23 protein-coding genes are annotated in these 25460 nt (G+C 33.1%); 16 read left to right on the top strand and 7 right to left on the bottom strand.

Annotation, left to right across the window (positions count from 1 at the left end):
* Positions 1-5: 5 nt before the first annotated feature.
* From SUCMO_RS0107675 to aspS, 14 genes are all read left to right on the top strand, one after another.
* Complete coding sequence (locus SUCMO_RS0107675; protein ID WP_019880078.1) at positions 6-1052, top strand: type IV pilus twitching motility protein PilT; 1047 nt, start codon at positions 6-8, stop codon at positions 1050-1052.
* A gap of 19 nt (positions 1053-1071) precedes the next feature.
* Positions 1072-1764, top strand: a complete 693-nt coding sequence (locus SUCMO_RS0107670; protein ID WP_019880077.1) for a prepilin peptidase — start codon at positions 1072-1074, stop codon at positions 1762-1764.
* A 16-nt stretch (positions 1765-1780) separates the two neighbouring features.
* Positions 1781-3349 (top strand): pilus assembly protein PilM, encoded by a 1569-nt coding sequence (gene pilM / locus SUCMO_RS0107665; protein ID WP_019880076.1) that lies wholly within the window; start codon positions 1781-1783, stop codon positions 3347-3349.
* Positions 3303-3845: a hypothetical protein gene (locus SUCMO_RS0107660; RefSeq protein WP_019880075.1), complete on the top strand. Its 543-nt coding sequence runs from the start codon at positions 3303-3305 to the stop codon at positions 3843-3845. The genes pilM and SUCMO_RS0107660 overlap by 47 nt, the downstream gene beginning before the upstream one ends.
* A gap of 16 nt (positions 3846-3861) precedes the next feature.
* Positions 3862-4182 carry a LapA family protein gene (locus tag SUCMO_RS10585; RefSeq protein ID WP_019880074.1) on the top strand — a complete coding sequence of 107 codons (321 nt, stop codon included), beginning with the start codon at positions 3862-3864 and terminating at the stop codon, positions 4180-4182.
* Between the two features lie 70 nt (positions 4183-4252).
* Positions 4253-6559 (top strand): single-stranded-DNA-specific exonuclease RecJ, encoded by a 2307-nt coding sequence (gene recJ, locus SUCMO_RS10580; protein WP_019880073.1) that lies wholly within the window; start codon positions 4253-4255, stop codon positions 6557-6559.
* Positions 6560-6590: 31 nt separating this feature from the next.
* Entirely contained in the window at positions 6591-8816 is a 2226-nt protein-coding gene (locus tag SUCMO_RS0107645; RefSeq protein WP_019880072.1) for a RelA/SpoT family protein, read from the top strand.
* A gap of 4 nt (positions 8817-8820) precedes the next feature.
* The gene (gene dtd, locus SUCMO_RS0107640; protein ID WP_019880071.1) at positions 8821-9270 is read left to right on the top strand and encodes a D-aminoacyl-tRNA deacylase; all 450 of its coding nucleotides are present in this window, start codon (positions 8821-8823) and stop codon (positions 9268-9270) included.
* Positions 9271-9292: 22 nt separating this feature from the next.
* A complete protein-coding gene (locus SUCMO_RS0107635) occupies positions 9293-9913 on the top strand; it encodes an MBL fold metallo-hydrolase (RefSeq protein ID WP_019880070.1) in 621 nt (206 codons plus the stop codon).
* The gene (locus SUCMO_RS0107630; RefSeq protein ID WP_019880068.1) at positions 9913-10959 is read left to right on the top strand and encodes an AI-2E family transporter; all 1047 of its coding nucleotides are present in this window, start codon (positions 9913-9915) and stop codon (positions 10957-10959) included. Before SUCMO_RS0107635 ends, SUCMO_RS0107630 begins: the two co-directional genes overlap by 1 nt.
* A gap of 4 nt (positions 10960-10963) precedes the next feature.
* Positions 10964-11416 (top strand): Fur family transcriptional regulator, encoded by a 453-nt coding sequence (locus SUCMO_RS0107625; protein WP_019880067.1) that lies wholly within the window; start codon positions 10964-10966, stop codon positions 11414-11416.
* On the top strand, positions 11403-12866 hold the full coding sequence (gene hemZ / locus SUCMO_RS0107620) for a coproporphyrinogen dehydrogenase HemZ (RefSeq protein ID WP_019880066.1): 1464 nt from the start codon (positions 11403-11405) through the stop codon (positions 12864-12866). The genes SUCMO_RS0107625 and hemZ overlap by 14 nt, the downstream gene beginning before the upstream one ends.
* Positions 12867-12874: 8 nt before the next feature.
* Positions 12875-14149 (top strand): histidine--tRNA ligase, encoded by a 1275-nt coding sequence (gene hisS / locus SUCMO_RS0107615; RefSeq protein WP_019880065.1) that lies wholly within the window; start codon positions 12875-12877, stop codon positions 14147-14149.
* Positions 14143-15933: an aspartate--tRNA ligase gene (aspS, locus tag SUCMO_RS0107610; RefSeq protein ID WP_019880064.1), complete on the top strand. Its 1791-nt coding sequence runs from the start codon at positions 14143-14145 to the stop codon at positions 15931-15933. The genes hisS and aspS overlap by 7 nt, the downstream gene beginning before the upstream one ends.
* 298 nt (positions 15934-16231) lie before the next feature.
* Here the strand turns inward: aspS and SUCMO_RS0107605 are convergent, their stop codons facing one another.
* Positions 16232-17323: an amidohydrolase gene (locus SUCMO_RS0107605; protein ID WP_019880063.1), complete on the bottom strand. Its 1092-nt coding sequence runs from the start codon at positions 17321-17323 to the stop codon at positions 16232-16234.
* Between the two features lie 269 nt (positions 17324-17592).
* Between SUCMO_RS0107605 and SUCMO_RS0107600 the strand changes: the two genes are divergently transcribed.
* Complete coding sequence (locus SUCMO_RS0107600; protein ID WP_019880062.1) at positions 17593-18246, top strand: nucleoside recognition domain-containing protein; 654 nt, start codon at positions 17593-17595, stop codon at positions 18244-18246.
* A gap of 2 nt (positions 18247-18248) precedes the next feature.
* Positions 18249-18749, top strand: a complete 501-nt coding sequence (locus SUCMO_RS0107595; protein WP_019880060.1) for a YjiG family protein — start codon at positions 18249-18251, stop codon at positions 18747-18749.
* Positions 18750-19040: 291 nt separating this feature from the next.
* Here the strand turns inward: SUCMO_RS0107595 and SUCMO_RS0107590 are convergent, their stop codons facing one another.
* The 6 genes from SUCMO_RS0107590 to SUCMO_RS11770 form a co-directional block, all read right to left on the bottom strand.
* Positions 19041-20018, bottom strand: coding sequence for a diaminopimelate dehydrogenase (locus tag SUCMO_RS0107590; protein WP_019880059.1), 978 nt, complete (start codon positions 20016-20018; stop codon positions 19041-19043).
* A gap of 66 nt (positions 20019-20084) precedes the next feature.
* On the bottom strand, positions 20085-20978 hold the full coding sequence (locus SUCMO_RS0107585) for a DMT family transporter (RefSeq protein ID WP_019880057.1): 894 nt from the start codon (positions 20976-20978) through the stop codon (positions 20085-20087).
* Positions 20979-21085: 107 nt separating this feature from the next.
* Positions 21086-22723, bottom strand: coding sequence for an AsmA family protein (locus SUCMO_RS0107580; RefSeq protein WP_019880055.1), 1638 nt, complete (start codon positions 22721-22723; stop codon positions 21086-21088).
* Positions 22724-22797: 74 nt separating this feature from the next.
* The gene (hydG, locus tag SUCMO_RS0107575; protein WP_019880054.1) at positions 22798-24216 is read right to left on the bottom strand and encodes a [FeFe] hydrogenase H-cluster radical SAM maturase HydG; all 1419 of its coding nucleotides are present in this window, start codon (positions 24214-24216) and stop codon (positions 22798-22800) included.
* Positions 24217-24232: 16 nt separating this feature from the next.
* Positions 24233-24478, bottom strand: a complete 246-nt coding sequence (locus SUCMO_RS0107570) for a TM1266 family iron-only hydrogenase system putative regulator (RefSeq protein WP_019880053.1) — start codon at positions 24476-24478, stop codon at positions 24233-24235.
* Between the two features lie 230 nt (positions 24479-24708).
* Complete coding sequence (locus SUCMO_RS11770; protein WP_019880052.1) at positions 24709-25326, bottom strand: 4Fe-4S binding protein; 618 nt, start codon at positions 25324-25326, stop codon at positions 24709-24711.
* Positions 25327-25460: the final 134 nt, after the last annotated feature.

Here is a 25460-nt window from a genome sequence, read left to right as displayed (position 1 = left end):
TAATGATGAATAGATTGATCGAAATAGCTCGCGAACATCAAGCTTCAGATATACATATTATGGCCAATGCTCCTTTGACTTTAAGAATTTTAGGTGAGATTGTATTTTTAAAGGAAGAGATTGTTGGGGAACAATATTTCAAGGAGATTTGTTCACAATTACTTGATGAAGCTAAAAAAAAGATTTTAGAGAAAAATGGAGAAGTTGACTTCTCGTGGGAATCACAAGAAAATATTCGTTTGAGAATAAATATGTACAAAAATCATAGTAGTCTTGCATTAGCAATTAGACTTTTGCATAAGCATATACCTAATTTTAGAGAATTAGGCTTGCCATTAATTTTAGAAAAAATATCTTTAAATGAGAAAGGATTGATAGTAGTAACTGGTCCTACTAGTTCAGGGAAAAGTACAACACTAGCTGCAATTATAGACTTCATAAACGTAAATTGTAAGAAACACATTATTACATTAGAAGATCCAATAGAGTATATACATAGAAACAAAAATAGTTTGGTCTCTCAAAGAGAAGTATATGTAGATACGAAAACATTTGCTAGCGGCTTAAAAGCAGCTTTGAGAGAAGATCCGGATGTGATTTTGGTTGGGGAATTACGTGATTTAGAGACAATAAAAACAGCCCTTATGGCCGCTGAAACAGGGCATTTAGTTTTGACTAGCTTACACACTAATGATGCTCCGCAAACAATTAATCGTATTATTGATATTTTTCCAAGTGCCCAGCAAGCACAAATAAAACTGCAATTATCACTTGTTTTATCGGCAATTGTAGCACAAAAACTTTTCAAAGGAAAAGAGGGGAGGCTGATCTTAGCAACAGAAATGGTTATTATAAACACCGCAATTAAAAATCTAATAAGGTCGGGAAAGGTGGAGCAAATTAATTCTTTTATTCAAACAACTACTACGGAAGGAATGCATAGTATGGAAAAATCATTGCAGAAACTGTATGAACAGAATAAAGTAGATTTAATGGAGGTTTTGTCGCGAACTGATAAACCAGAATTATTGAAAAATCTCTTGGGCTTGTAATTTTAGGGAGGGGAAAATATTGAACGATAATATTATGCTAGTATTAATAGGTGTTTTTTGGATAGGTTGTTTTGAAAGATGGATGAATGAAGTTAGCTGGCAGCAAGTGATAAAAATGCAATTTCAAGAAACAAAAAGTATTTTCATGGGGAAGAATAAAATAACAAAAAATTTATTGCTGAAAATATTTGCTGGTTTTATTATTTTTGTGGTGGGAAAAATATGTTTAAACAACACTAAGGAAATCTATAACGCACAAATTCTCTTAGGAAATTTTATTTTAGGATTGATGTCGATTAGTATTATTGATTTAAAAAAACAAGTGATTTATACAGAAAGTATATTGCTAGAATTTATTTTATGTATAAGTTATTTGTTGAATAGTAAGGTAATTTTAGAAATTCATGTTTATGGTAGCCTAGTAGGATTGTTAGTTATGGGTTTTATTTATTTTGGTTTTTTAGGTGGAATGGGTAGTGGTGATGTTTATTTAAATACTATTTTAGGTCTTTGGCTAGGGTTTCCTTTGATTATTTTATGTATAATAATAGCATTTATGCTAGCGGGCATAGTAGGAGTTTATTATTTAGTGCGGGATGTCAATAATATGAAGAAAAATATTCCTTTTGCACCATTTTTATCTGTCGCAAGCCTAATTAGTTTTTATTGGGGTGCAGAAATTATAGTTTGTTATCAAGAAATTTTTTCTTAAAAGAAGGCGGGTGGAAATGTTTTTTGTTAAAAATATTTTTAGGGTCCCAAAAACTATTACAGCTATTGAATTAAATGAAGTCTCTGTTAAAATCATTAATCTAACGATAACAAAGGACGAAAAGATTGCTGTACAAAATTATCAGATAATACCTGTTATGAAGAATAACAAGGTAGATAAAAACGAAATAATTTTGGATTTATGGATAGAAATTTTGCAGAAACAGTTAAAAAAAATACCTAGCAAAAAACAAAAAATATATATAAGCATCAGTTGTCGAGAAAGTATTTTCCATAAACTTGTTTTTCCAAAGTTAAATAATCAAGAGCTTAAGGCAGCGATTAAATGGGATTTAGTAGAATATTTACCTAAAACAATAGATAATTATTATTACGATTATTTGGTGCTCGATGAAAAAGTAACAGAAGATGAAGAACAAAAAAAAGTACTTTTTTGGGCGGTAGAAAAAAATATAGTAGACAAGTTAAGGCAAAGTGTAAAATCTGCTAAATTGGAATTACACTTAGTAATAATAGATATTTTTGCAGTAATTAGTTTAATCTCCAGTGAAAAGAAAGACTTTGTTTTATTGGAGATTAATACTTGTGAATTTACGATTTCGATTATTAAAGATTCTCTGCCCTTAGAACAAAAGAGCGTGACCATAACAGCGGATATGAATAGTAGAACTGGAAGTGAATTTTTCGTTAACAAAGGGTTTGAAAGAGAAGGTGCTCCATTCGATAAGTTGTTTTTGGCAAAACAACTAGCACAAGAAATATGTAGCTTACTAGAGTTGGTAGCGAAAGAAGTTGATAGAACTTCGCTTACTGAAATTACTGTTTATGGCGAGCTAGCAAAATTAATAGTTGAAGAAGAAGTTTTAGAGAAACAGACAGGGTTAAAAATAACGCTCCTAAATCCTTGGGAAAAAATTGAAATGATAGAGCAAGATGAATTATGCGAAAAAAGCATTTTAGAAAATCAATTTAACTGTTCTTTGTCGTTAGTCTCAGAAACTAGTAAAATTGAGCGGTTTAATTTAATTCCCGTTAATAAATTACCATTGTCTTGGTTGGAAAAAGGCGTGATTATAGTAACTTTATTAGTTTGTGTATTTGCGACTTTTTGTAGTTGCTGGGAGCGGCATAAAAATTATGAGGAATTCAAGAAAATAACAGAGACTCAACTAGAAGTAGGGATATGGGAAAAACGTGCTCAAACTTTGGCTACTGTAAAGAAAAATTATGAGCAAAGAGCGGAGATAATTGAAAAACACGTTGATAAACGAAATGATTGGTATAAAATTTTTTTACACTTGGGGTATTTTACCCCGGATACGGTAAAAATTATTTCTTTGGTTCAAGACACTGATAATCAGTATTTATTGACGATAGAAGCACCAGATATTGCTATTTTAAGTAATTATCTCGGAAATCTAGAGAAAGAAAATGTTACTAAAAAAACAAAAATACAATCAATTGAACAAAATCAAGTAATTCAAGCAAAAATTAAATTTATTTTTACGGGAGTGAGAAATGAAAAATCTAAGACAAATATGGGAAAAAATGATAGAAAAAAATAGACTCGCTTATATGCTTTTAGCGAGTTGTTTGTTTACACTTATATTTGGAAAATTTATTGTTGAACCAATTCAAGAAGAAAATCGTTTGTGTCAGATTGAAAAAATGGCTTATATAGATAAATATAACAACTTACAGGTATATAATATCTCAAAAGCCGCATATGAAGATTTAATAAAAGCAGAACGCGAAAAATTAGCAATGCTAGAAACAATTTTACCCAATGAGTTAGATCAAGTGCAAATTATTACTGAAATTAATAATTCTTTGAAAAAAGAAAATTTACAAGTCGAGAGTCTTAATCCTGTTTATCAAATTGAAGAAAAAGGCGAATATATCACGGAATGTAAAGCACGGGGTTCTTATTTTTCTTGGCTAAATTGGCTAAAAATCACTCAAACACAAGGGATTATGAATATAAAGTTACATTCTGTAAATGTAGATGAGCGCGGCGAGTTATTGGTTGCTATGCAATTAGTATATTATGCGTTAAAATAATGTTGAGGTGAGGCTAATGATATATATAATTTTAGCAATGTTAATTAGTTTTTTGGCAGCGGCATTTGCAATTCAAAATGCGGTTGCGGTTTGGGTGCGAATGTTTTTTTGGGAATTCGAAACGTCCTTGGTGTTAGTGATTTTAGGTAGTATTTGTTTAGGATTTTTGGTGGCAATGTTATTTACAATGTATTTTAAGTTGAAAAACTTTTGGCAACTACGCAAGCAAGAACGAGAAATAAATGAATTGCAAGAAAAAATAATTTTATTAGAAGCTCAGATTAATACAAAAAACGCTACAACTGGTGAAGCAGTAATTAAAGAGGATGAGGTTTGAGTAAATTGCAAATAAACCTTGATTTTATGGTATAATTAAGGCATTTGATTTTGCAAATGAGGGAATTCGATTGGAAGATAAAAAATGGATAGTAGTAGAGAAAAATAAAAAAAATGAAGTTTTGGAAATAGCTAAGGCTGCGGGGATATCAACGTTAACAGCTCAGATTCTTGTTAATCGTGGTGTCACTAGTTTAGAAGCAATAGAGGAATTTTTGCAAGATCAAACTAGGTACTACAGTCCGTTACTATTGACTGATTGTGAAAAAGCGGCAAAGCGAATTTTAAAAGCGATAGAAATAAACGAAAAAATAGTGATTTATGGAGATTATGATGTAGACGGAATTTGTTCGACAGCCTTAATGTATCGCTTTTTAAGAAACTTGGGAGCGAAAGATATAAGTTATTATATCCCCGATAGAAAAACAGAAGGCTATGGGCTAAATATAACGGCACTAGAAAACATCTGCTCATTAGGAGCAAAATTAATTGTAACAGTTGATTGTGGAATCAGTAATTATTTTGAAATAGAAAAAATTAAAGAAAAAATTGATGTTATTATTACAGATCATCATCAACCACCGGAAAAATTACCAGAAGCATTTGCTATAATTAATCCTGCAAAGCTTGATTGTAAATACCCATTTAAAAAGTTAGCTGGGGTAGGTGTAGCTTATAAACTTTGTCAGGCAATTTGGCAAATAGAAAAAAATGATTTTGAAGTTTATTATAATGACTTGCTAGAATTAGTAGCATTAGCTACAGTGGCAGATATTGTGGAATTACAAGATGAAAATCGTGTTTTAGTTAAACAAGGATTGAAAGCTTTAGGAACTACTAATATTTTGGGTTTGAAAGAGTTAATTATTGTTAGTAAATTGGCAGGGAAAAAAATAGATGCGGGAAAAATTGGATTTATTTTGGCCCCGAGGTTAAATGCAGCTGGAAGATTAGGAAATGCACAGTTGGCAGTAAAATTATTGACAACTGATAAAGAACATGAAGCGAAAGAAATTGCAGAATTTCTTAATAATGAAAATGAATTAAGACAAAATATTGAGCAAGAAATTTTGGATGAAGCTTTAAAAATGCTAGCAGAAAAACCACCTGAGAAAACGATTGTATTAGCTGGTAAAAATTGGAATGCGGGTGTTATTGGAATTGTGGCCTCGAGGTTAGTAGAAAAATATTATTTACCAACAATTATTTTTAGTGTAGACGAGCAGGGTATTGCTAAAGGATCGGGGAGAAGTATTAGGGCTCTAGATCTCCATAAGGCTTTAGCCAGTATGAAAGAGTTGTTTTTAAATTTTGGGGGACATCATCAAGCCGCTGGATTAAGTCTAAGGGAGAAGGATTTGCCAGCTTTTTCAGAACGATTCGAAACTTATGTACAGAATACTTTGTTGCAAGGAGACTTTGTACCAACTGTAAAAATCGATGCACTAGTCTCTGATTTTTCGGAACTGACGAAGCAAGTTATGGACGAACTAGAAAAATTAGAGCCTTTTGGTGAGGGGAATCCCAAACCTAGCTTTGCAATATATGGATTAAAACTATTAAATAAAAGATCATTTCAAGATGGCAAGAGTATAAACTTAAGTTTTGTTAAAAACTCGATATTTAAAAATGCTGTTTTTTGGAGAGAAGCAAGAAAATTTTCGTGGTTACAAGTAAATGACAGTGTTAATATGGTGTTTAATTTAAGTATTACAGATTGGATAGACCCAATTCAAATTACCATAAAAGATTTAAAAAAGCAGGTTTCTTGGATAGATTTGAGAATGGAGAAATTTGATTTGAACGAACTAGTAAATGAAAGCGAGCAAGAAACAACCTGTATATATAGTAAAAAAGCTTTAACGTTGACAAAGTTTGATAATGTCATAACTGATTTAACTAAGTATGATTGTTTTTATAAAAAATTGCTTATCCTAGATCTACCTCTAAAAGAAGAATGGGAGAATTTTCAAAAAAAAATAAGCAAGTGCTTAGAATTAGAAATTATATTAGGTTTTTCTTTTGTTGAAATTGATAAAGCTTTGTTACGACTAGAAGAAGAATATATAGATCGTGAAAAAATGAAAAAATTTTTTATATTATTAAGACAAGAACTACAGCTTTCTGATAGAATACTATTAAGTGTTTTGCAAAACAAAAACTGGTTTCAAGAATTTGATTTTGATTATTTGTCTATCTTGCAAGAAATAAATTTACTAGAGTGTAGTGGAGATTGTTTTAGTTTGAAAAATAGTTGTGAAAAAGAAAAGAAAGAACTGAATAATTCTAAGATTTTCCAAAAACGACATATTGATAATAAATTAAAACAGGAGTTTTTGCAAAAACTAAAGGCAACTAATATTTCGGATTTGTTTTAGCAATTGTGTGGAATTGAAGGAGAATAGATTTATGGGCGAAGAAGCTGAGAAAAAAGTGGTGCCAGAAACAATTAAAGATGAATTATTTACATTGCTAAAATCATATTTAGGGGAACAACAATTTGAGTTTGCCAAAAAGGCCTATTTTTTTGCCGAAAAATCGCATCAAGGTCAAAAACGAGTTTCTGGTGAAGAGTATATAACTCATCCATTAGGAGTATGTAAAATTTTAGCAGATTTGCAATTAGATGAAGAAACTATCGCAGCAGCTTTTTTGCATGATGTTGTAGAAGATACTCCTGTGGCTATTGACAATATTAAAGAATTATTCGGTAATACTGTTGCTATGTTGGTTGATGGAGTAACTAAGTTAAACAAAATTGAGTATATTTCTAAAGAAGAGCAACAGATGGAAAACTACAGAAAAATGTTTTTGGCGATGGCTAAGGATATAAGGGTAGTATTGATAAAACTTGCGGATCGTTTGCATAATATGCGAACCTTGAAGTTTATGAATCCCATGAAACAAAGGAGTATTTCCAAAGAAACATTAGAGATTTTTGCGCCATTAGCACATCGTTTAGGAATTTATAGTATAAAATGGGAATTAGAAGATTTGTCTTTTAGATATATGGAACCGGAAAAATACTATGATCTTGTAGAACAGGTTAAGCAGAAAAGAAGAGAACGTGAGGAGCTTATAGCTAATTCCGTAAAAGAATTAAAAGAAGCACTGTTAGCAGTCGGGGTTGAGTGTGAAATTCAAGGACGACCTAAAAATTTTTTTAGTATACACAAAAAAATGCTAAAAAGTCATAAGGAACTAAATGAAATTTTTGATTTGCTGGCAATAAGAGTATTGGTTAATACTGTAAAGGATTGCTATGGAGCAATAGGGGTAGTACATTCTCTATGGCGCCCTATTCCAGGGAGATTCAAAGATTATGTTGCTGTGCCTAAATCTAATATGTATCAGTCTCTGCATACTACAGTAATGACCTCTTTCGGACAACCACTGGAAATTCAAATAAGAACTTTTGAAATGCATAGAATATCAGAATATGGAATTGCCGCACATTGGCGTTATAAGGAAAGTAAAGGTGGAAATTCTGGGTTTGATGAAAAACTTTCCTGGCTTAGGCAGCTACTAGAGTGGCATCAAGATATGAAAGATCCAAGAGAATTTGTGGATTCTGTAAAACTAGACGTTTTTGCCGATGAGGTTTTTGTTTTTACACCGCGCGGTGATGTTATTGATTTGCCAATGGGTTCAGTTCCTATTGATTTTGCTTATCGCATTCACACAGATGTCGGTAATCGGTGTATTGGAGCTAAAGTAAATGGAAGAATAGTTCCCTTGGAATATAAGCTTTCTAATGGCGATATTGTAGAAATTATAACGTCTAAACAAGCTAATGGACCGAGTAGAGACTGGTTAAATATTGCCCGTGCATCAGAAAGTAAAAACAAAATAAGGCAGTGGTTTAAGCGTGAATGCCGAGATGATAATATTGCTAAAGGAAAAGAATTATTAGAACGTGAAGTTAAGCGTTTAGGTTATGACAGTAAAAGTTTTCTGAAACCAGATAGATTAAAAAGTGTAGCGCAGAAAATAACTGTGGCAGGAGATGACAATCTTTTGGCAGCTTTAGGTTATGGCGGCGTTACTGTTCAAGCAGTAATGACTAGGTTAATTGAATTATATAAACAAGAAGAAAAAGCAACTACAAACGGTGATATGTCTAAAATGCTTGCAGAATTAAAGACAAAAGGTAGCAGTGAAAAAGTTGGTAAGGGCAAGGGGATTTTGGTTAAAGGTGAGTCTGGTTTATTAGTGCGACTAGCTAAATGTTGTAATCCTGTACCGGGGGATCAAATTGTAGGTTATATAACTAGAGGCCGCGGTGTGTCAGTACACATTATTGATTGTAAAAATATTGCTAATAATCCAGATGAATATGAAAGACTTATTGAAGTTGCTTGGGATATTGGTACATCAGATAGTAAATATAGGGTAGCAATTCAAATTAATTCTAATAATAATACAGGTGTTATGGCCAATATAATGATGGTTGCCTCGGAATCTAAGGTTAGCATAACTTCTGTCACCGCAAAAGTTGACGAAAAAAATAAAAGTGCCACTATAACATTAGGTTTAGAGGTAAGTAGCTTAGATCATTTGGAATATATAATGGCAAAAATGAGAAGAGTTAAAAATGTTTATAGTGTGTATAGGTATTTAACATCAGGGGGTTAGATTATTGAAAGCAGTATTACAAAGAGTTCAGAGTGCTAGCGTTAAAGTTGAAGGTCAAGAAATTTCGAGTATAGGAGCAGGTCTATTGGTTTTTCTTGGTGTAGAAAGCATGGATAGCATTGTGGATGTTAAATATTTAGTCGAAAAAATAGTTAATTTAAGAATTTTTGAAGATCAAAATTATAAAATGAATTTGTCTTTAAAAGATATACAGGGTGAATTACTTGTGGTATCACAATTCACCTTACTAGCAGACTGTAGAAAAGGTCGCAGGCCAAGTTTCGATAATGCTGCAAAACCAGAAATTGCTCTAAGTTTATACAATGATTTTATTGAATTATGCATGCAACAGCAGATAAAAACTTTTGGTGGACAATTTCAGGCAGAAATGTTAGTAGATATAAAAAATCATGGACCAGTTACAATTTTATTAGACAGTAAAAAAAACTATTAGAAACAGTGAGGGAAAAAAATATATGAAAATACACACAATACCAGTGGGAGATTTACAAGCCAATTGCTATATTATTGAGAATTTACAAGATAAGCAAGCTATTTTAATAGACCCTGGTGCAGAGGCGAATAAAATCATTAATTTTATTAAAAAAAATGAACTAAAGGTAGTGGCAATTTTGTTGACTCATGGACATGCTGATCATATTTCAGCACTAGACAAGGTTCGTGAAGCTTGTTTGGCTAAAGTTTATATACATGCTGATGATGCACCAATGCTTACGAATGCCAAGCAAAATTTATCATCTTTTATTGGGGCTGATCGAATATTTAAAGAGGCAGAAGAAAATCTAGCGGACGGACAATTATTGAACATAGCAGGTTTAGAAATTCAAGTATTGACAATTCCAGGACATACAAAAGGTGGGTGTAGCTTTAAAATAGGTGAGCATGTGTTTGTGGGTGATAGTATATTTTTAGAATCTATCGGTAGAACGGATCTTCCGGGCGGTTCTTATAAATCTTTGATCTCTAATTTGAAAACTAAAATTTTAACTTTGCCAGAAAATACTAAATTGTATCCAGGGCATGGACCGAGCACAGATGTTGCTTGGGAAAAACGCATGAACCCATTTTTGCAATAATGAAAACGCTACCAGATAACTTTCTTCAACTAAGAAACTTTTGGCTAAAAATATTTTTGGTGTTAATTGTTGCAATTAGTATCTATGTTACTATGGAATTTTGGGTATCTTTGATTATTTCTATTGCTTTGGCTTTTGTTTTAAATCCTTTTGTAGAGCAATTAGGTAGAATAAAAATAGGACCTAATAAATTTCCGTTACCTAGATTTTTAGCAATTATTTTAGCATTTATTTTAGCGAGTGGCTTTTTTATCATATCTTTAGTTTTTATAATTTTTCCGTTGCTTGCAGAAATTGATAAATTATCATTGAGTTTACCACAACTGGCAGGCAATATCCGAGAAAATTTATTGCAATTACAATTATTACTACCAGATAATATTAATTCAATGCTTAACCAAACTATTAATCAAGCTGAAATGTACATAGCAAATTTTATACATAACACTATTAAGGCAATTTTTGAGTTTCTGTCTAATGCTCTGCAAATAATAATTGTTCCGGTATTAACCTTTTATTTTATTAAAGATGGCAGAAAAATAAGAGATAATTTTTTGAGTATTTTACCATTACAATATCAAGAAAAATGTGAAGAATATTTTTATGAAGTACAAAATGCAATGTCTGCCTACGTACGTGGTTTAGCAAAATTAAGCCTTATTGCGGGAACGGTTATAACTGCGTATGCTTTTATGATTGATATCGATTATCCATTAGTATTAGGCTTGTTAGCTGCTTTTGCAGAAGCATTGCCAATAATTGGACCAATTTTAGCGGTTGTTCCGGCCATTATTCTAACAGTTATTCATATGCCAGATATGATAGCGAGTGTAGTTTGTTTCTATCTAATATTTAATCAAATTGATAGTAACATCATTATTCCTAAAGTTATGGGCAATGCCATAAAATTGCATCCTACAATGATTATTTTCAGCTTATTGGTAGGTGCAAAGTTATTTGGTATTTTAGGAATGGTTTTTGCTGTACCAGTTACAGCCTTTTTGAAAATTTCTTTTAAGCATATATTTTTTGTAAGTAGAGGGTGATTTTTTGGCTGAAATGAGTAGAATGGATGAAATACGTGATAAATTAAAAGCAGAAAATTATAAACTAACTAGACAAAGGGCAGTGGTACTCGAGGTATTTGAGGAACACCCGGAAGAACATTTAAGTGTAGAAGATGTTTATAAACTATTACTAAATAAAAATGTTGATATTGGTTTAACTACTATATATCGAACTTTGGATATGCTTGAAAAAATTGCGATACTACATAAAATAGATTTTGGTGATGGACGTACTCGATATGAATTTCGCCAATTACAGGAAATTCATCATCACCATCATCTGATTTGTGGAAAATGTGGCGCTGTTACTGAATTTAAGGATACCTTATTAGAAGCTTTGGAAAAAAGCATCCAAGAGGTACATAATTTCAAAATAACAGATCACCAAGTAAAATTTTTTGGATATTGTCGAGAGTGCCAAGATGGAGAAAAATAAATATTTTTTAGAAAACTTGACTGATTTTACCCAACCATTAAAGTTAGTTGCAGACATAGCTGAACTTTATGCTTTAAAATATTCAGCAGATCTGTTAACGGTTAAATATATTATTAAACTTAAAAAAAGATTAGGTGCAGTAGAATTAACAATTTTATCAGCTGGGGAAGTGCTGTTTGCGAAAAATATTGATTTGTTAGAAATTCCAGAACATAAGCACAAGCAACAAGTTAAATTGAGCTTGTTTTTAGCATTTCGACAAATATTCCCGGCAAGAAAAATTGCTTGGGGTATTTTACGAGGTGTACGTCCCTTAAAACTAGTTAGTAAATTATTAAAAAAATTTCAAGAGCCTGAATTAGTGCGTAGTTATCTAATAGATAACTACGCACTAACAGCGGAAAAAGCTACACTAGCAATTGAAGTAGCGAGAGCTCAGAATCACCTGCTTGCTGGTTATGGTAAGCAGGATATTTCTATCTATATTGGCATACCATATTGTAATACTAAGTGCAGCTACTGTTCTTTTCCTAGCAGTTTACTCCCAAATCAAGCTGAAACTATAGAAATATTTCTACAGACAATTGAACAAGATATACAAAATGTGTTACAATTAACAAATGAGTATAACTTAAATGTGGCTTGTTTGTATATTGGCGGGGGAACTCCGACAAGTTTTTCAGAAACACACTTTAGGAAATTTGTTGACATATTGAAGCGCTATTTTCCTCGAACTGTAAAACGTGAATTTACTTTTGAGGCTGGTAGAGTTGACAGTTTAAGCAAATTAAAATTAGAACAAATGCATGTTTTAGGAATTAATAGAATAAGTTTGAATCCCCAAACTTTAAATGAAAAAACTTTAAAGCTAATTGGAAGGCAACATAGTTTGTCAGAATTTTATAAGTGGTATTATTATGTTAAGACTAATTATCCAGAATGGACAATTAATGCAGATATAATTTTAGGGTTGCCACAGGAAAATATAGAAGATGTAAGGTTTACTTTATCACAGTTAAAGGAGTTTAAACCACATAATATTACAATTCATACGTTGGCGTTTAAAAAGGGAACTGAGTTATTTCAAGATGTTGGTAGATACTATCAAGTTAATACTTTAAGCCAGATGGCTATTTTAGCTAGTGATTTTATGCAAAAGCTTAACCAAGAAGCGTACTATTTATATAGACAACATTATATTTTGGGTAATTTAGAAAATATCGGCTATGCAATTAAAGGCTATGAATGTGTCTATAATGCAATGATTATGAGTGAAAAATTTACCGTATTAGGAATTGGGCCTTCAGCAACTACTAAAATTATTTCAGACAATGGGAAAATAACAACTTTTTTCATGCCAAAGAATGTTGAAACTTATATAAGCGAAATTGAAAATTTGTTAACAAAGCGTGAGCAACTTTTTAGAAATGCTATCAAAAAACAGGAGTGATGATTGAGATGTTAACTACAGCCCCTAGAGGGACTAGTGATATATTACCAAGTGTTACAGCTAATTGGCAACAAATAGAAAGCTTAATTAGAGATATTTGTCTGCGTTATAATTATAAAGAAATTCGCACCCCGATTTTTGAGCATACAGAATTGTTTTTGCGCGGTATTGGCAATACGACAGATATTGTATCCAAAGAAATGTATACTTTTGAAGACCGCGGGGGTCGAAGTATTACCTTGCGCCCAGAAAATACGGCTTCAGTGGTGCGCGCTTATTTAGAAAACAAATTGTATGCAGATAACTATTTAAACAAGTTGTTTTATATAGGCCCAATGTTTCGCTATGATCGTCCTCAAGCTGGGCGGTTTAGACAATTTCACCAGTTCGGCATCGAAGCTATTGGCTCGGAAAATCCTTTAATTGATGCAGAGGTTATTGCTCTAGCAGTCAATCTTTTACAAGAACTTGGTTTAACTGATTTAAATGTGTTAATAAACTCTGTTGGTTGTCCAAAGTGTCGCCCTGTTTATAAAGAAAAACTACAAGCTTTTTTTCAAGAGAACTTAGGAGAACTTTGCAAAGATTGTCAAAGTCGTTATGAACAAAATCCACTGCGGATTTTAGATTGCAAGATCGATAAATGCAAACAATTAAGTGTGGGCGTACCAACACTTAAGGAATGCTTATGTGAAGAATGCACAACACAGTTTGGAAAGTTGCAAAATTACTTGGCGGCATTAGGAATTAAATATAAATTAGATAATAACTTAGTTCGAGGCTTAGATTACTATACAAAAACTGCTTTTGAAATACAATATTTGCCATTAGGAGCACAAAGTGCCGTTTGTGGTGGGGGCCGTTATGATGGTTTAATTTCCGAATGTGGTGGAAATCCTACGCCGGCAATTGGTTTTGCGATGGGAATTGAGCGAATTTTATTAGCTTTGCAAAAGCAAAATCTAATAAAAGAGCTAGCTAGTACAGTAGATGTATATATTGTTGCAACAGGGGAAGAAGCTAATCAAGAAGCAATTAAATTAGCAGTAAAATTACGTAAGTATGCTTTAAGTTGTGAAATAGATTTTGCTAATCGCTCAATGAAGGCGCAAATGAAAGCTGCTAATAAATTACAGGCTAAACATGTAATAATAATTGCCGAACAAGAACTACAAGAACAAACTTATAGTTATAAAAATATGCTCACTAGTGAGCAAGTTTCTATAAAAAATCAAGATTTAAACATGTTATTAAGTAAATTAGGAGTGGATAAAGAATGTTAAAACTTAACGAAATCCATCATTGTGGCGAATTTAGATTGACAGATGTTCAACCTGAAACAATAGTTACAATTGCTGGTTGGATAGCTAAAAGACGTGACCACGGTGGTTTGATTTTTGCAGATGTACGCGATCGTTCAGGCGTGTTGCAAGTAGTTTTTTCGCCAGCAGAAATTGGCGGCGACTTTGCAGTTGCTGAAAGTTTACGGAGTGAGTATGTTGTAAAAATTAAAGGGGTACTAAGGGCACGTTCTGAAAATACAATAAATGCTAATATTGCTACTGGTGAAGTTGAGTTAATCGCGAAGGAATTACAAGTTTTGAATGCTGCTAAAACACCACCATTTTATATTCAAGATAATATTGATGTAGATGAGACAGTAAGGTTGAGATATAGATATTTAGATTTACGGCGTCCAGAAATGCAAAAAAACTTAATTTTGCGTCATAAAGTTACTAAATATATGCGCGATTTCTTGGATTCAGCAGGATTTTTAGAAATTGAGACACCTATGCTAACAAAAAGTACGCCAGAAGGAGCACGTGATTATTTAGTTCCTAGTCGCGTTAATGCTGGTAAATTTTATGCATTACCACAATCACCTCAAATTTTTAAACAATTATTGATGGTATCTGGTTATGAAAAATATTTCCAAATAGTACGTTGCTTCCGTGATGAAGATTTAAGAGCAGACCGTCAACCAGAATTTACACAATTGGACGTGGAAATGTCTTTTGTGGAATTAGAAGATGTTGTTTCTTATATGGAAGGTTTGACGAAATATATTTTCAATAACGCAATGCAACTAGAATTAACCGAAAACTTCCATAGAATTACTTATGATGAGGCAATGAATTATTATGGTTCTGATAAACCGGATATTCGCTTTGATATGAAGCTAATAGATATGTCAGAGGCAGTAGCTAATTCAGATTTCAAAGTGTTTAATGCAGCTTTGGAAGAAAACGGTCAAGTAAAAGCAATTAATGTAAAAGGCTATAGCAATATTGCCCGTAGAGAAGTAGATGCTTTAGTAGATTTTGTTAAAATTTATGGCGCAAAAGGTTTGGCTTGGATGATGGTAACTCCAGAAGGCATCAAATCACCAATTGCTAAGTTTTTCAGTGAAGCGCACTTAGAAAAAATTAAAGCAACTGCCCAAGCTGAAGAAGGCGATTTAATTATGTTCGTAGCTGATAAACCAGCGGTAGTAGCAGCAGCTTTAGGTAATTTGCGTTTAGAAATGGCAAAACGTTTAAATTTAATTGACCCTGATAAATTAGCCTTCTTATGGGTTGTTGATTTCCCAATGTTTGAATATGATGAAGAGAACAAGCGTTATGTAGCGATGCATCATCCATTCACTTCACCTCGAGATCAAGACTTGCACCTATTAGACAATGGTAATCTTGGTGATATTCGCGCTAAGGCTTACGATTTAGTGTTAAATGGTACAGAAATTGGTGGCGGCAGTATTCGGATTTATCGTCGTGATATCCAAGAGAAAATTTTTAAAGCTATTGGCTTAACTGATGAAGAAGCTAAACAAAAATTTGGTTTCTTGTTAGATGCTTTTGAATATGGCACCCCGCCACATGGTGGAATTGCTTTTGGGTTAGATCGTTTAATTATGCTTATGGCTCAAAGAAGTTCAATTAGGGATGTAATTGCTTTCCCTAAAACACAAAGTGCGACTTGTGTTATGACTCAAGCTCCTTCAGAAGTAGCAGAAAAACAACTTCAAGAATTACATATTAGAACAAGAGTACTACCAAGTAGTAAATAATACTAGCTTGCTTGTAAAGTGATTTGCTACATAAATTAAATATTGATAATTAGGCTGGATTAAGAATGTAAAAGTTCTTAATCCAGTTTTGGTATTTTTAAGCAGAATTTTTTCTGAAAAATATGTTGGGACATGCAGAAAATTTTATATTATAGAGCCAAAATTTTTCGCATATTACACTATTATATTGGAGCACCCATTTAAAAAAAACATGCTGTGCTATGCAGAAGTTTGCTGCAAAACACAACATGTTTTATGTAGTCAAGAAATTAAGAAAACAAAATAGGTAATTATATTTTTAGCCAAGTTTTTTCAAGACCATTTTTGTAAGAATATTTACGCCGTTTTCTAAAGCATCTTTATTAAAGTCCATATTAGGATCATGTAAGCCTGGTTTTAAATCACAGCCTAATCCGAAATAGGCTGCTTTCAAGCCTGGTTTCTTTACGGCAAAATAGTGAAAATCTTCGCCCCCAGGATTTTGTAAACGAGGAATTAAATTTTCTGCACCTAAAACTTCCTCAATAACTTCAGCAACTTCGTTAGTCAAGGTATCATCAAGCTCGGCAGCAGGAACTTCACCACGAATTGTAACTTCTGCAGTAGCACCGATAGTTGCAGCCGCTGCCGTTATGGCAGCTTTAATTTTGGCTTGTAAGTCTTGCATAGCAGCATTAGTTTGAGCACGTACGTCTAATACCAACGTCGCTTTATTAGGAATAGCATTACTTGCAGCGCCACCAGCGTTAATAGCTGTAACCTTGGCAGAACAAGCAATAATAGGATTGGTGCGAATTGAATTTACGGCAAGTATGGCAAGTGCGGCAGCATCGATGGCATTAATCCCTAAATGAGGACGGGCACCATGAGCGGTTAACCCTTGAATTGTTACGTCTAACACAGCACTAGCGGCATGGTATACTCCAGGCGAGGCCTGTCCCATACTAGCATCTTGAATTGGCCGTAAATGTAATCCTAGCATAATATCAATGTCCTCAAGTAAACCATCTTTAATCATGGCTTGAGCTCCAAGAAGTGTTTCTTCACCAGGTTGAAATACTATTTTCAGTGTTCCCTTTTTGACGTTATTTATTAGACGGCTAGCAGCAACTAAAACCATAGCCGCATGGGCATCATGACCACAAGAGTGAATGAATTTTATTTCACCACTAATAAGATGTTTAAGGGCATCCATATCAGCACGAATAGCCAGTGTGGGACCAGGAACACCGGTGTTATAGGTGCCAACTACTCCAGTTATGCCGATATTACGTGTTACTTTATAGCCTAAAATCTCAAGCTGTTTAGCGAGATATTCTGAAGTTTTAAATTCCTGCATACCTTCTTCAGGCATACTATGGAGTAAATTATAAATTTCCTTGACGTTCATATAATGACCTCTTTTCTTATAAGTTTATAATGTTTACTTGATTGTATATTTTAACAAAAAAAAAGTCAAGTTACAAAACTTAAAAGATTAAAAAAACAATATCCAATGTATTTATCAAAAATATTAATATTACATTTAAGCTTGGAAAACTCTAGGACTTACGAGGTTTTTTGTATACTTGTGTTAACACTTGAAAAATACAATATTATTTTGTTATAATATGAGATATTGGTAAATAGTGTAACCAATAAATATATGGGGGTGGAAAAATGGATAATCTTAAAGATGACTTGAAAACGGCAGTAAATAAAGTGCCTGTATCAGGTTATATTGTACTATTTATTGCCATTGCAATTTTCTCAGGATTGTTTGCAAAGGCTGGTCATGGTTTAAATATTTTTGACTTTGATACTTTAAATGGTAAGTTTGGAACAATGAAAGATGCAGCAAAAGCTACATTTTCAGGACAAGGTGGTAATGGGGCTCGTGATGGATTTTTATTTGCTTTTGGTTTAGCACCAGGGGTAATGTTGGCTTTAGGACTGATAGAAGTTGTAGAACACTATGGTGGGCTAAAAGCGGCACAAAAATTAATGACGCCGATTTTAAAACCAATCCTAGGTATCCCAGGTGTTTGTGGTATTGCTTTAGTATCTAGTTTGCAAAGTACTGATGCTGGCGCAGGTATGACTAAGGCTTTGTATAATGAAGGACTTATAACCGACAATGAACGCTTGATTTTTTCGGCATTTCAATTTACAGCTGGTGGCTTAATTACCAATTATTTGGCTTCTGGTTCAGCTTTATTTGGCTTTTTAACTGTACCAATTGCTTTGCCTTTAGCAGTTTTGTTTTTGATGAAGATTTTTGGGGCTAATATTATGCGCCTCTATGTAAATAGGTTTTGTAAGGAGGGGAATTAATAATGGCTGATACTAAAGAAAAAAATACAGAAGAAGTTATTATTAAACAAGCTGCTCCTTCATTAATGGATATATTTGTGCGTGGGGCTCGTAAAGGCTGGGACGTAGCTATAGATAATATTATCCCTAATGTACTTATGGCGTATGTTTGTATTAAAATTTTAAATGTTACAGGTTTGTTGACTCTAGCCGGGAAGGTATTTGCTCCGGTTATGGCAATTTGGGGATTACCCGGTGAAGCAATTATGGTTTTGCTTAGCGCATTAATGTCTATGGGTGGGGCAGTAGGTGTGGCTATGGCTTTATTTAATAGTGGGGCAATTAATGGCACGCATATTACAATAATTATTCCAGCAATATATTTACTTGGTTCTAAAATTCAATATGTTGGTCGGTTACTAGGTACAGCAGGTGTAGCCGCTAAACATTATCCAATATTAATAGGTATCTCAGTTTTAAATGCTGGAGTAGCTATGTTTATTATGAAGATAGTAACTCCTTAAAATTATATGTTAGAAAATAGGGTGCCTCAAATAGGTTTTAAAATCTATTTTGAGGCACCCTATTTTTATCACGGGATCACGGACTTATAAAAATTATAAATTTCATAAAAATAGTGTTCCTAAAATATAAATTGAATTGACTATGTTTAAGTAGTGTTAAATAGTTAATTAATAAAAAATATAAAATCATGATAAGCTGCGCTGAAAACTAAAGTAAATCTAGGTGGTGGTGGCGAGTACGCGAAAAAACTGCTCCTCTTTGCAAGAGAAACAGTTTTTTTAACATAATATTTATAGATGATTTTTTCTAAGAAATTCGTTACCAAATAGAGAAATATCTTTAGGTGGAATATCAAAAACAGTTAAAGCTCCATGATTTCCAGCTGCATTTTGTCTGTAAGCGGCGCGAGCATAAGCCACCATGGCACTTGCAGTAAATTCGGGATTGCTATCTAGTTTTAGGCAAAATTCAATTACATGTCTGTGCTCGGAACTAGTAGATCCACTGCGAAAAACAAAACCACCATGAGGCATGCGATTATGCTCAAGATTAAAGGTTGCTTGATCTAAAAAATTAACTGTAGTATCATAATCAGAAAAATAATTAGGCATTTCCTTGATGGTTTTTGCAATATATTCTAAGTCAGCATTTTCTTCAGCGACTACGTAACAGTCACGATGATGTTTTTCTCTAGTAGATAACTTTGGGCAATGGCCAGAGCGGATTTCATTAATAACACTCTCTACCGGTAAAGTATATTGTTTAGCATCAATTACTCCAGGAATGCGGCGGATAGCATCAGAATGACCTTGGCTTACACCAGGGCCCCAAAAAGTATAGTCTTGACCATTGGGTAGAATACTTTCGGCAATAACTCTATTTAGAGAAAATAAACCAGGATCCCAACCTACTGAAATAATACTTGTTTTTCCATTAGCCTTAGCCACATTGTCAACATTGGCGAAATGCTCAGGAATTCGAGCATGCGTGTCAAAACTATCTACAGTATTAAAATAGCGTGTGAAAAATGGGGTTTGTTCAATTAGATCAGTAGCTGAGCCGCCACAGAGTAAAAGTACATCAATTTTATCTTGCCAATTAAGTACATCATTAAAGGATAATACTGGCACCTTTGAGGCCACAGCGATATTTGTACGGCGCGAAATTACAGCTACCAGTTCCATGTCAGGAGTATTAAGTAAAGCTTGTTCAGCACCGCGTCCTACATTACCATAACCTACAATAGCAACATTAAATTTTTTTGTCATTTCTATAGCCTCCTAAGTTCGTATTTTAATAACAAGGTTAATTATAACTTACTAGATTAAACTTTGTCACGTGGAAATTTTAGTTCGAGTAGAAATAAAAATTCCTAAAATAATTAGACAAATTCCAATAATTTGATGTAAAACTATCTTTTCACCTAAAATTAATGTGGCTCCAATTAATACGGTTGGCAGCTCTAAGGCTCCGATTAAAGTAGCTGAAGTGGTACCGATGATAGGTACGCCTTTAGAAAAAAAATAAAATGGCAAGACCATACCCAAAACGGCTAGATAAGAAGAATATAGGTAAAATGAAATCGGTATGACACTAGGAGTGAAAAGAAATATTGGCGGAAAAAAAACTAAGGAAATTATCAATGAGCCAGAGAGCATAATTGAATTCTTATATATTATCGGAATATTTGTGGCTAAATTTCCACTGAAGTAGATAAAAAAAGAGTAGCTAAAAGCTGAGGCTAAGCCAAATATTATGCCTAAAGGATTAACAGCCAAAGCTTGATAACTAATATTTAAGGCAAAATAGGTTCCTAGTAAAATTATTAATAAAGCAATTATGCGTAATCTACTAGGTTTTACTTTGTTGAAAATATAGTCTAATAAAATGCCTATCCAAGTAAATTGAAACAGTAAAATTATAGCTAAAGAAGCGGAGATATATTGCAGGCAGAGATTATAGAAAATAGTTGTTAAACTAGAGATACTGCCAGCTCCAATTAAAATTAAAATAGTTTTGGGCTTTATACTACCAAGAAATTTATAATCTTTAATAAGTGCAAAACAAAACATAAAAAGGAAAGCTAAGAAAATTTGACCAAAAACCATTTCGCCTACAGTAAAGCCGGCTTTATAAGCCAACTTTATAGTGGTAGAAAGCGTTCCATAAGCAATAGAAGCGGTTAAAACTAATAAGGTTGCAAGTGATTTTGAAATATTATTTTTCATAAGAACTCCTCAAATTATAAAATCAATTCAACAAAACAAAAAGACAAGCTCTCTGCTAGTAGCATAACAGGGAGCAAGTCTTCAAAGACTTATATAAAAATACTCATTTAGAAGATTGATTTTAATTTATTTTTTAACTTAGTATTTATTTCAGCTTTTAAAGCTTCTTTTTGTTCGGAAAAATCATTTTTTTGAAAAACTAAATCTAATTTGTTAAACTTAATTTTACCAGCAGCATCTTGTATAGCACTTGAATTAAAAGTGCCAGCAAAAGTTTTAATAATAATATTAGAGAAATTCATTTTCTCATTAGCGCGAGTGAAGTCTCCTTGTAAGGAATTAAAAGGAATTCCTGCAAAATCGCCATCATAAATTGCAAAGCTTCCTTGGGCATTAGCAGAGCTAGCTTCTGCTGTTCTAGAAGTGGTTAAGGAAAATTGTAAGGGCCCTTTTATTTGTGTTCCAGTAGCTTGAGTGCTGTCGAGGTTTTCACCTGATACATTAAAACTAAAGGTTTTGGGAACTAAATAAATATTACCAGCAGCATAGACTACTCCATTAAAAGCTTGAGCTTGCGTATTAGTGATATTTAAAACGGTGTTAAAGTAATTAAAATTACCGTGAACATTAGTCAAGGTAAGCGGCTCAAATGTAACACTTGCTAGGCTAAAAGTTCCATCCACTTTAGGAGCGTCTAAGGCCCCACTTATTTTAGCAGCAATAGCTACCGATTCACTAATAGCTAAGCTTGGGCTTAGAGCGGAAATATAAAAATTTGGTGCATTTGCAACTAGATCATAAGCGGGCGTTGGTTGTAAATTCACTTGACCATCTAATTTAATTGCTTGATTTTCTAAATTAAGGTTAAAATTATTGAGTTTCAGTGATTGATTATTTAAATTAAAGCTACCATTTATCGAATCGAGTTTATAATCGAGGGCTGAGCCAGATAAATTTTCTACATTGCCTTGCATTGTGAGTTGCCAAATCTTTTGTTGTCGTTCAGCTATAAAATTAGTTGAAGGTATTTTCCCACTAACTATTTTAATGTTACCAATAGGTGGTAAGACCGCCATTACGTCAGTGGCGACAATATTTTTAGCGGTACCTTTAATGGTTGTTTTTTCAGGGGTAAAGTTAAAATCAATATCAAAATGGGTATCTTTTTCTTTGATCTCAAGCTTTGCTAATAGAAGCGGGTTTTTAGTTAAGTCAGCAAAGAAATTTAACTCATTGAATTTAAACTGTTTATCTTCAAAATTTAAATTTAAATTACTCTTTTTTACAGTAAATTTACCAGCAAAAGGCTCGCGATTAGTGCTGGTTTTTTTTGTTTTATCATCTTTTTCAAGATTTTCAAAATTTATTAACTGAACAATATCTAATCCCAGCTTATGCGTATAAGTCAAGTTGAAAACAGCGTTTTCAACAGTAATGTCTTTAATCGAATTAACACCAATTTTACCGCTAAGTCCATCGAGCAAATTAAAATTTACAATTACCCGCGGTATTTGGGCGACAGTTGTCCCATTAGGAGCTACCCAAAGGATATTTTTAAAAACAATATTACCAGACCAAGAAGCTTCTACATCAGTGAGCGATAATTTGCCTTGGAGAGTTTTTTGATTTGCAGCCAAATCGCGGACTATAGATACAGATTTTGCGCTGATAATATTAATAGCGATAACAATGGAGAAAATTGTTGCCAAAACAATTAAAATTATTTTCTTGTATTTAAATAACATAGTAACACTCCTAAAATAAATACCGATTAATGTAATGTTAACATTAATCGGCAAATAAATAAAGGGTAATTTGTTTAAAATCTAAAGTCGCGCTTTCCATCATGAAGTTGTTGTAAATAATTTCGAGCGATTTCTTTAACCTTAGGATTTGTAATTCGCTCTATTTCCTGGGTAATAAGAGCTTCCCCTTTTAGGGCAGTTTCGGTTGATGCGTAATCTTCGAGATATTCTTTTAAGGTCATAAGAGCGTTTGGTTGACAACAATTAGATATCTGGCCACTTTTGGCAAGCTGCATAAAGCGGTCACCAGTACGACCCTCACGATAACAGGCAGTGCAAAAACTTGGGATATAGCCAAGTTCTAATAGCCAGTTAACAATTTCATCTAAGCTACGTTCATCATTTACTTCAAATTGCGAAGAGTTTTCTAGCTCTTTTTCTGCATAACCACCAACGCTGGTGCAGGAGGCAGCACTAACTTGTGAAACACCAACGTCTAAGACTTCTTGACGTGATTCTTTGGATTCCCGGGTAGAAACAATAATCCCCGTATAAGGAACTGCTAAACGGAGAATAGCAACTATTTTCTTAAAGGTGGCATCGCTTATAGCATTGGAATATTCCTTAAGATCAACATCATCGGCTGGTCTAATGCGTGGCACACTGATAGTATGTGGTCCTACACCAAAGCTGTCTTCAAGATGTTTAGCATGCATCAACAAGCCAACAAAATCATAACGGTATAAATTTAGTCCAAACAATACGCCAATGCCAACATCATCAATTCCTGCTTGCATAGCTCGATCCATTGCTTCGGTATGATAAGCGTAATCGTGTTTAGGACCATGGGGATGTAAATACTCATAAGTTGGTTTGTGATAAGTTTCTTGAAAGAGAATATAAGTACCAATACCTGCTTCTTTTAATTTTTTATAATTTTCTATGGTAGTGGCAGCAATATTAACATTGACTCTGCGAATTGCACCGTTTTTATGTTTCACACTATAGATAGTTTTAATACTTTCTAAGATGTATTCAATAGGTGCATATTCAGGATGTTCACCTGTCTCTAAAGCTAAACGCTTGTGTCCCATGTCTTGTAAGGCAATTATTTCTTTAGCAATTTCTGCTTGAGTAAGTTTTTTGCGGGCAATGTTCTTGTTTTTACTATGATAAGGGCAATAACGGCAACTATTTACGCAATAATTAGATAAATATAGAGGTGCAAACATTACAATTCTTTGCCCATAAATCTTGTCTTTTATTTCACGGGCTAAATCAAAAATTCTCTCAAGAATATTTTCATCATTAGTTTCCAATAAAACAGCAGCTTCGCGATAGTCAAGACCATGATATAAAGCTGCCTTTTCTAAAATTTTATTTAATAAAACGGAATTATTTTTATTTTCTTGGGCGAACTTTAGGGTTTCAAGAATTTCTTGATCATCAATAAATTCTGTTGCTATCGGCGACTTACTATTGTAAGTAGACATCTTGCAATCACCATCCTTAATTTTTAGAGTAAACTGTTTTTACGCTTAACCCAGGAATCATACCTATTTTGCCTGTTAGAGCACTGATAATATTATTAGGGGCATCGACTATTACACTAATTATACAAAGTGATTTTTTAGGGTAGGGAATACCCATACGCCCAATTATATATTCGTTATAATTGTGTAATATTTGGTTTAACAACTCGACATTTTCAGGTGCTTCGACAATTATACCTATTAGAGCTATACGTTCTTGCATAAGTCCTCCTTGAAAAAAATAAAAGCCTTTAACCTAAACAGGTATAAAGGCAGAATATATTTTATATGTAGCATCTTTATCTTTAGGTATAAGCCCTTAGATTCAGAATTATAAAAAGATTTCTGCCCCGTCAGATGACCTTTAGGTTTAGAACAAAGTATAAAATTACAAATCGATTATAACATAAAAAATAATTAATGTAAAACTCATACTATATTTATTTAGCAAGACTATTTCTCAAAACTGAGAGCATTTACCGGACAGTTTGATATACATTTGCCACACTTTAAACAGTCGGAATTTTGAAAAAAAGTACCTTTGTCTAGATAAGGTTGCAGGTGGAGTGGGCACACTTTAGAACATTTTTTACAGTCAATACAATTTTTTTTGACAAACAAATTTTGTGTTCTAGAAAGTGACAAAAATTTACTTAAACTCCCCATTGGACAAAACATGCACCAAGTTCTAGGAATGTAATACAAACCTAGAATAATTCCGAGCAAAGAAGTTAAAAAAATAACTTTAATGAAAACCAACCCTAAAGACTCCAAGCTATTGGGTACAGAAAATAGCTGTAAAGTAAATAAAGACATTAAAATAAGAAAAAAGAAAATTCTAAAACTATTTTCTTTTAAAAATTTAGGTGGAGTTTGATGGCGCGAATATTTTTTTAAAAACAAATCTAAAAAAGCTCCACGAGGACAAAAATTACCACACCAAAAGCGGCCTGAAAATACAGCAAATATAGGTGGAGCTAACATACAAATAAGAGCGAAAATTCCTATTACTGGGTACAATGAAGCCAAAAACAAAAATAAAACAAAAAACACAGCTAAAATTTTTCTCATATTAACCCCCGCAGATAATAAGTTTTGGAAATCAGAATTTGTATTTGTTTACAAAACTAACCATAATACAGTCCTGATGCCTTTTACTTACCAAGTATAACAAAAAAGAAGATTAATTTTAGTGAGCAAATCAC

This window comes from Succinispira mobilis DSM 6222 (genome assembly GCF_000384135.1).
GTDB classification, from domain to species: Bacteria; Bacillota; Negativicutes; order Acidaminococcales; family Succinispiraceae; genus Succinispira; species Succinispira mobilis.
The sequence above is the reverse complement of the archived record's forward strand: the minus strand, read 5'-3'. Positions and strand labels throughout refer to the sequence as shown.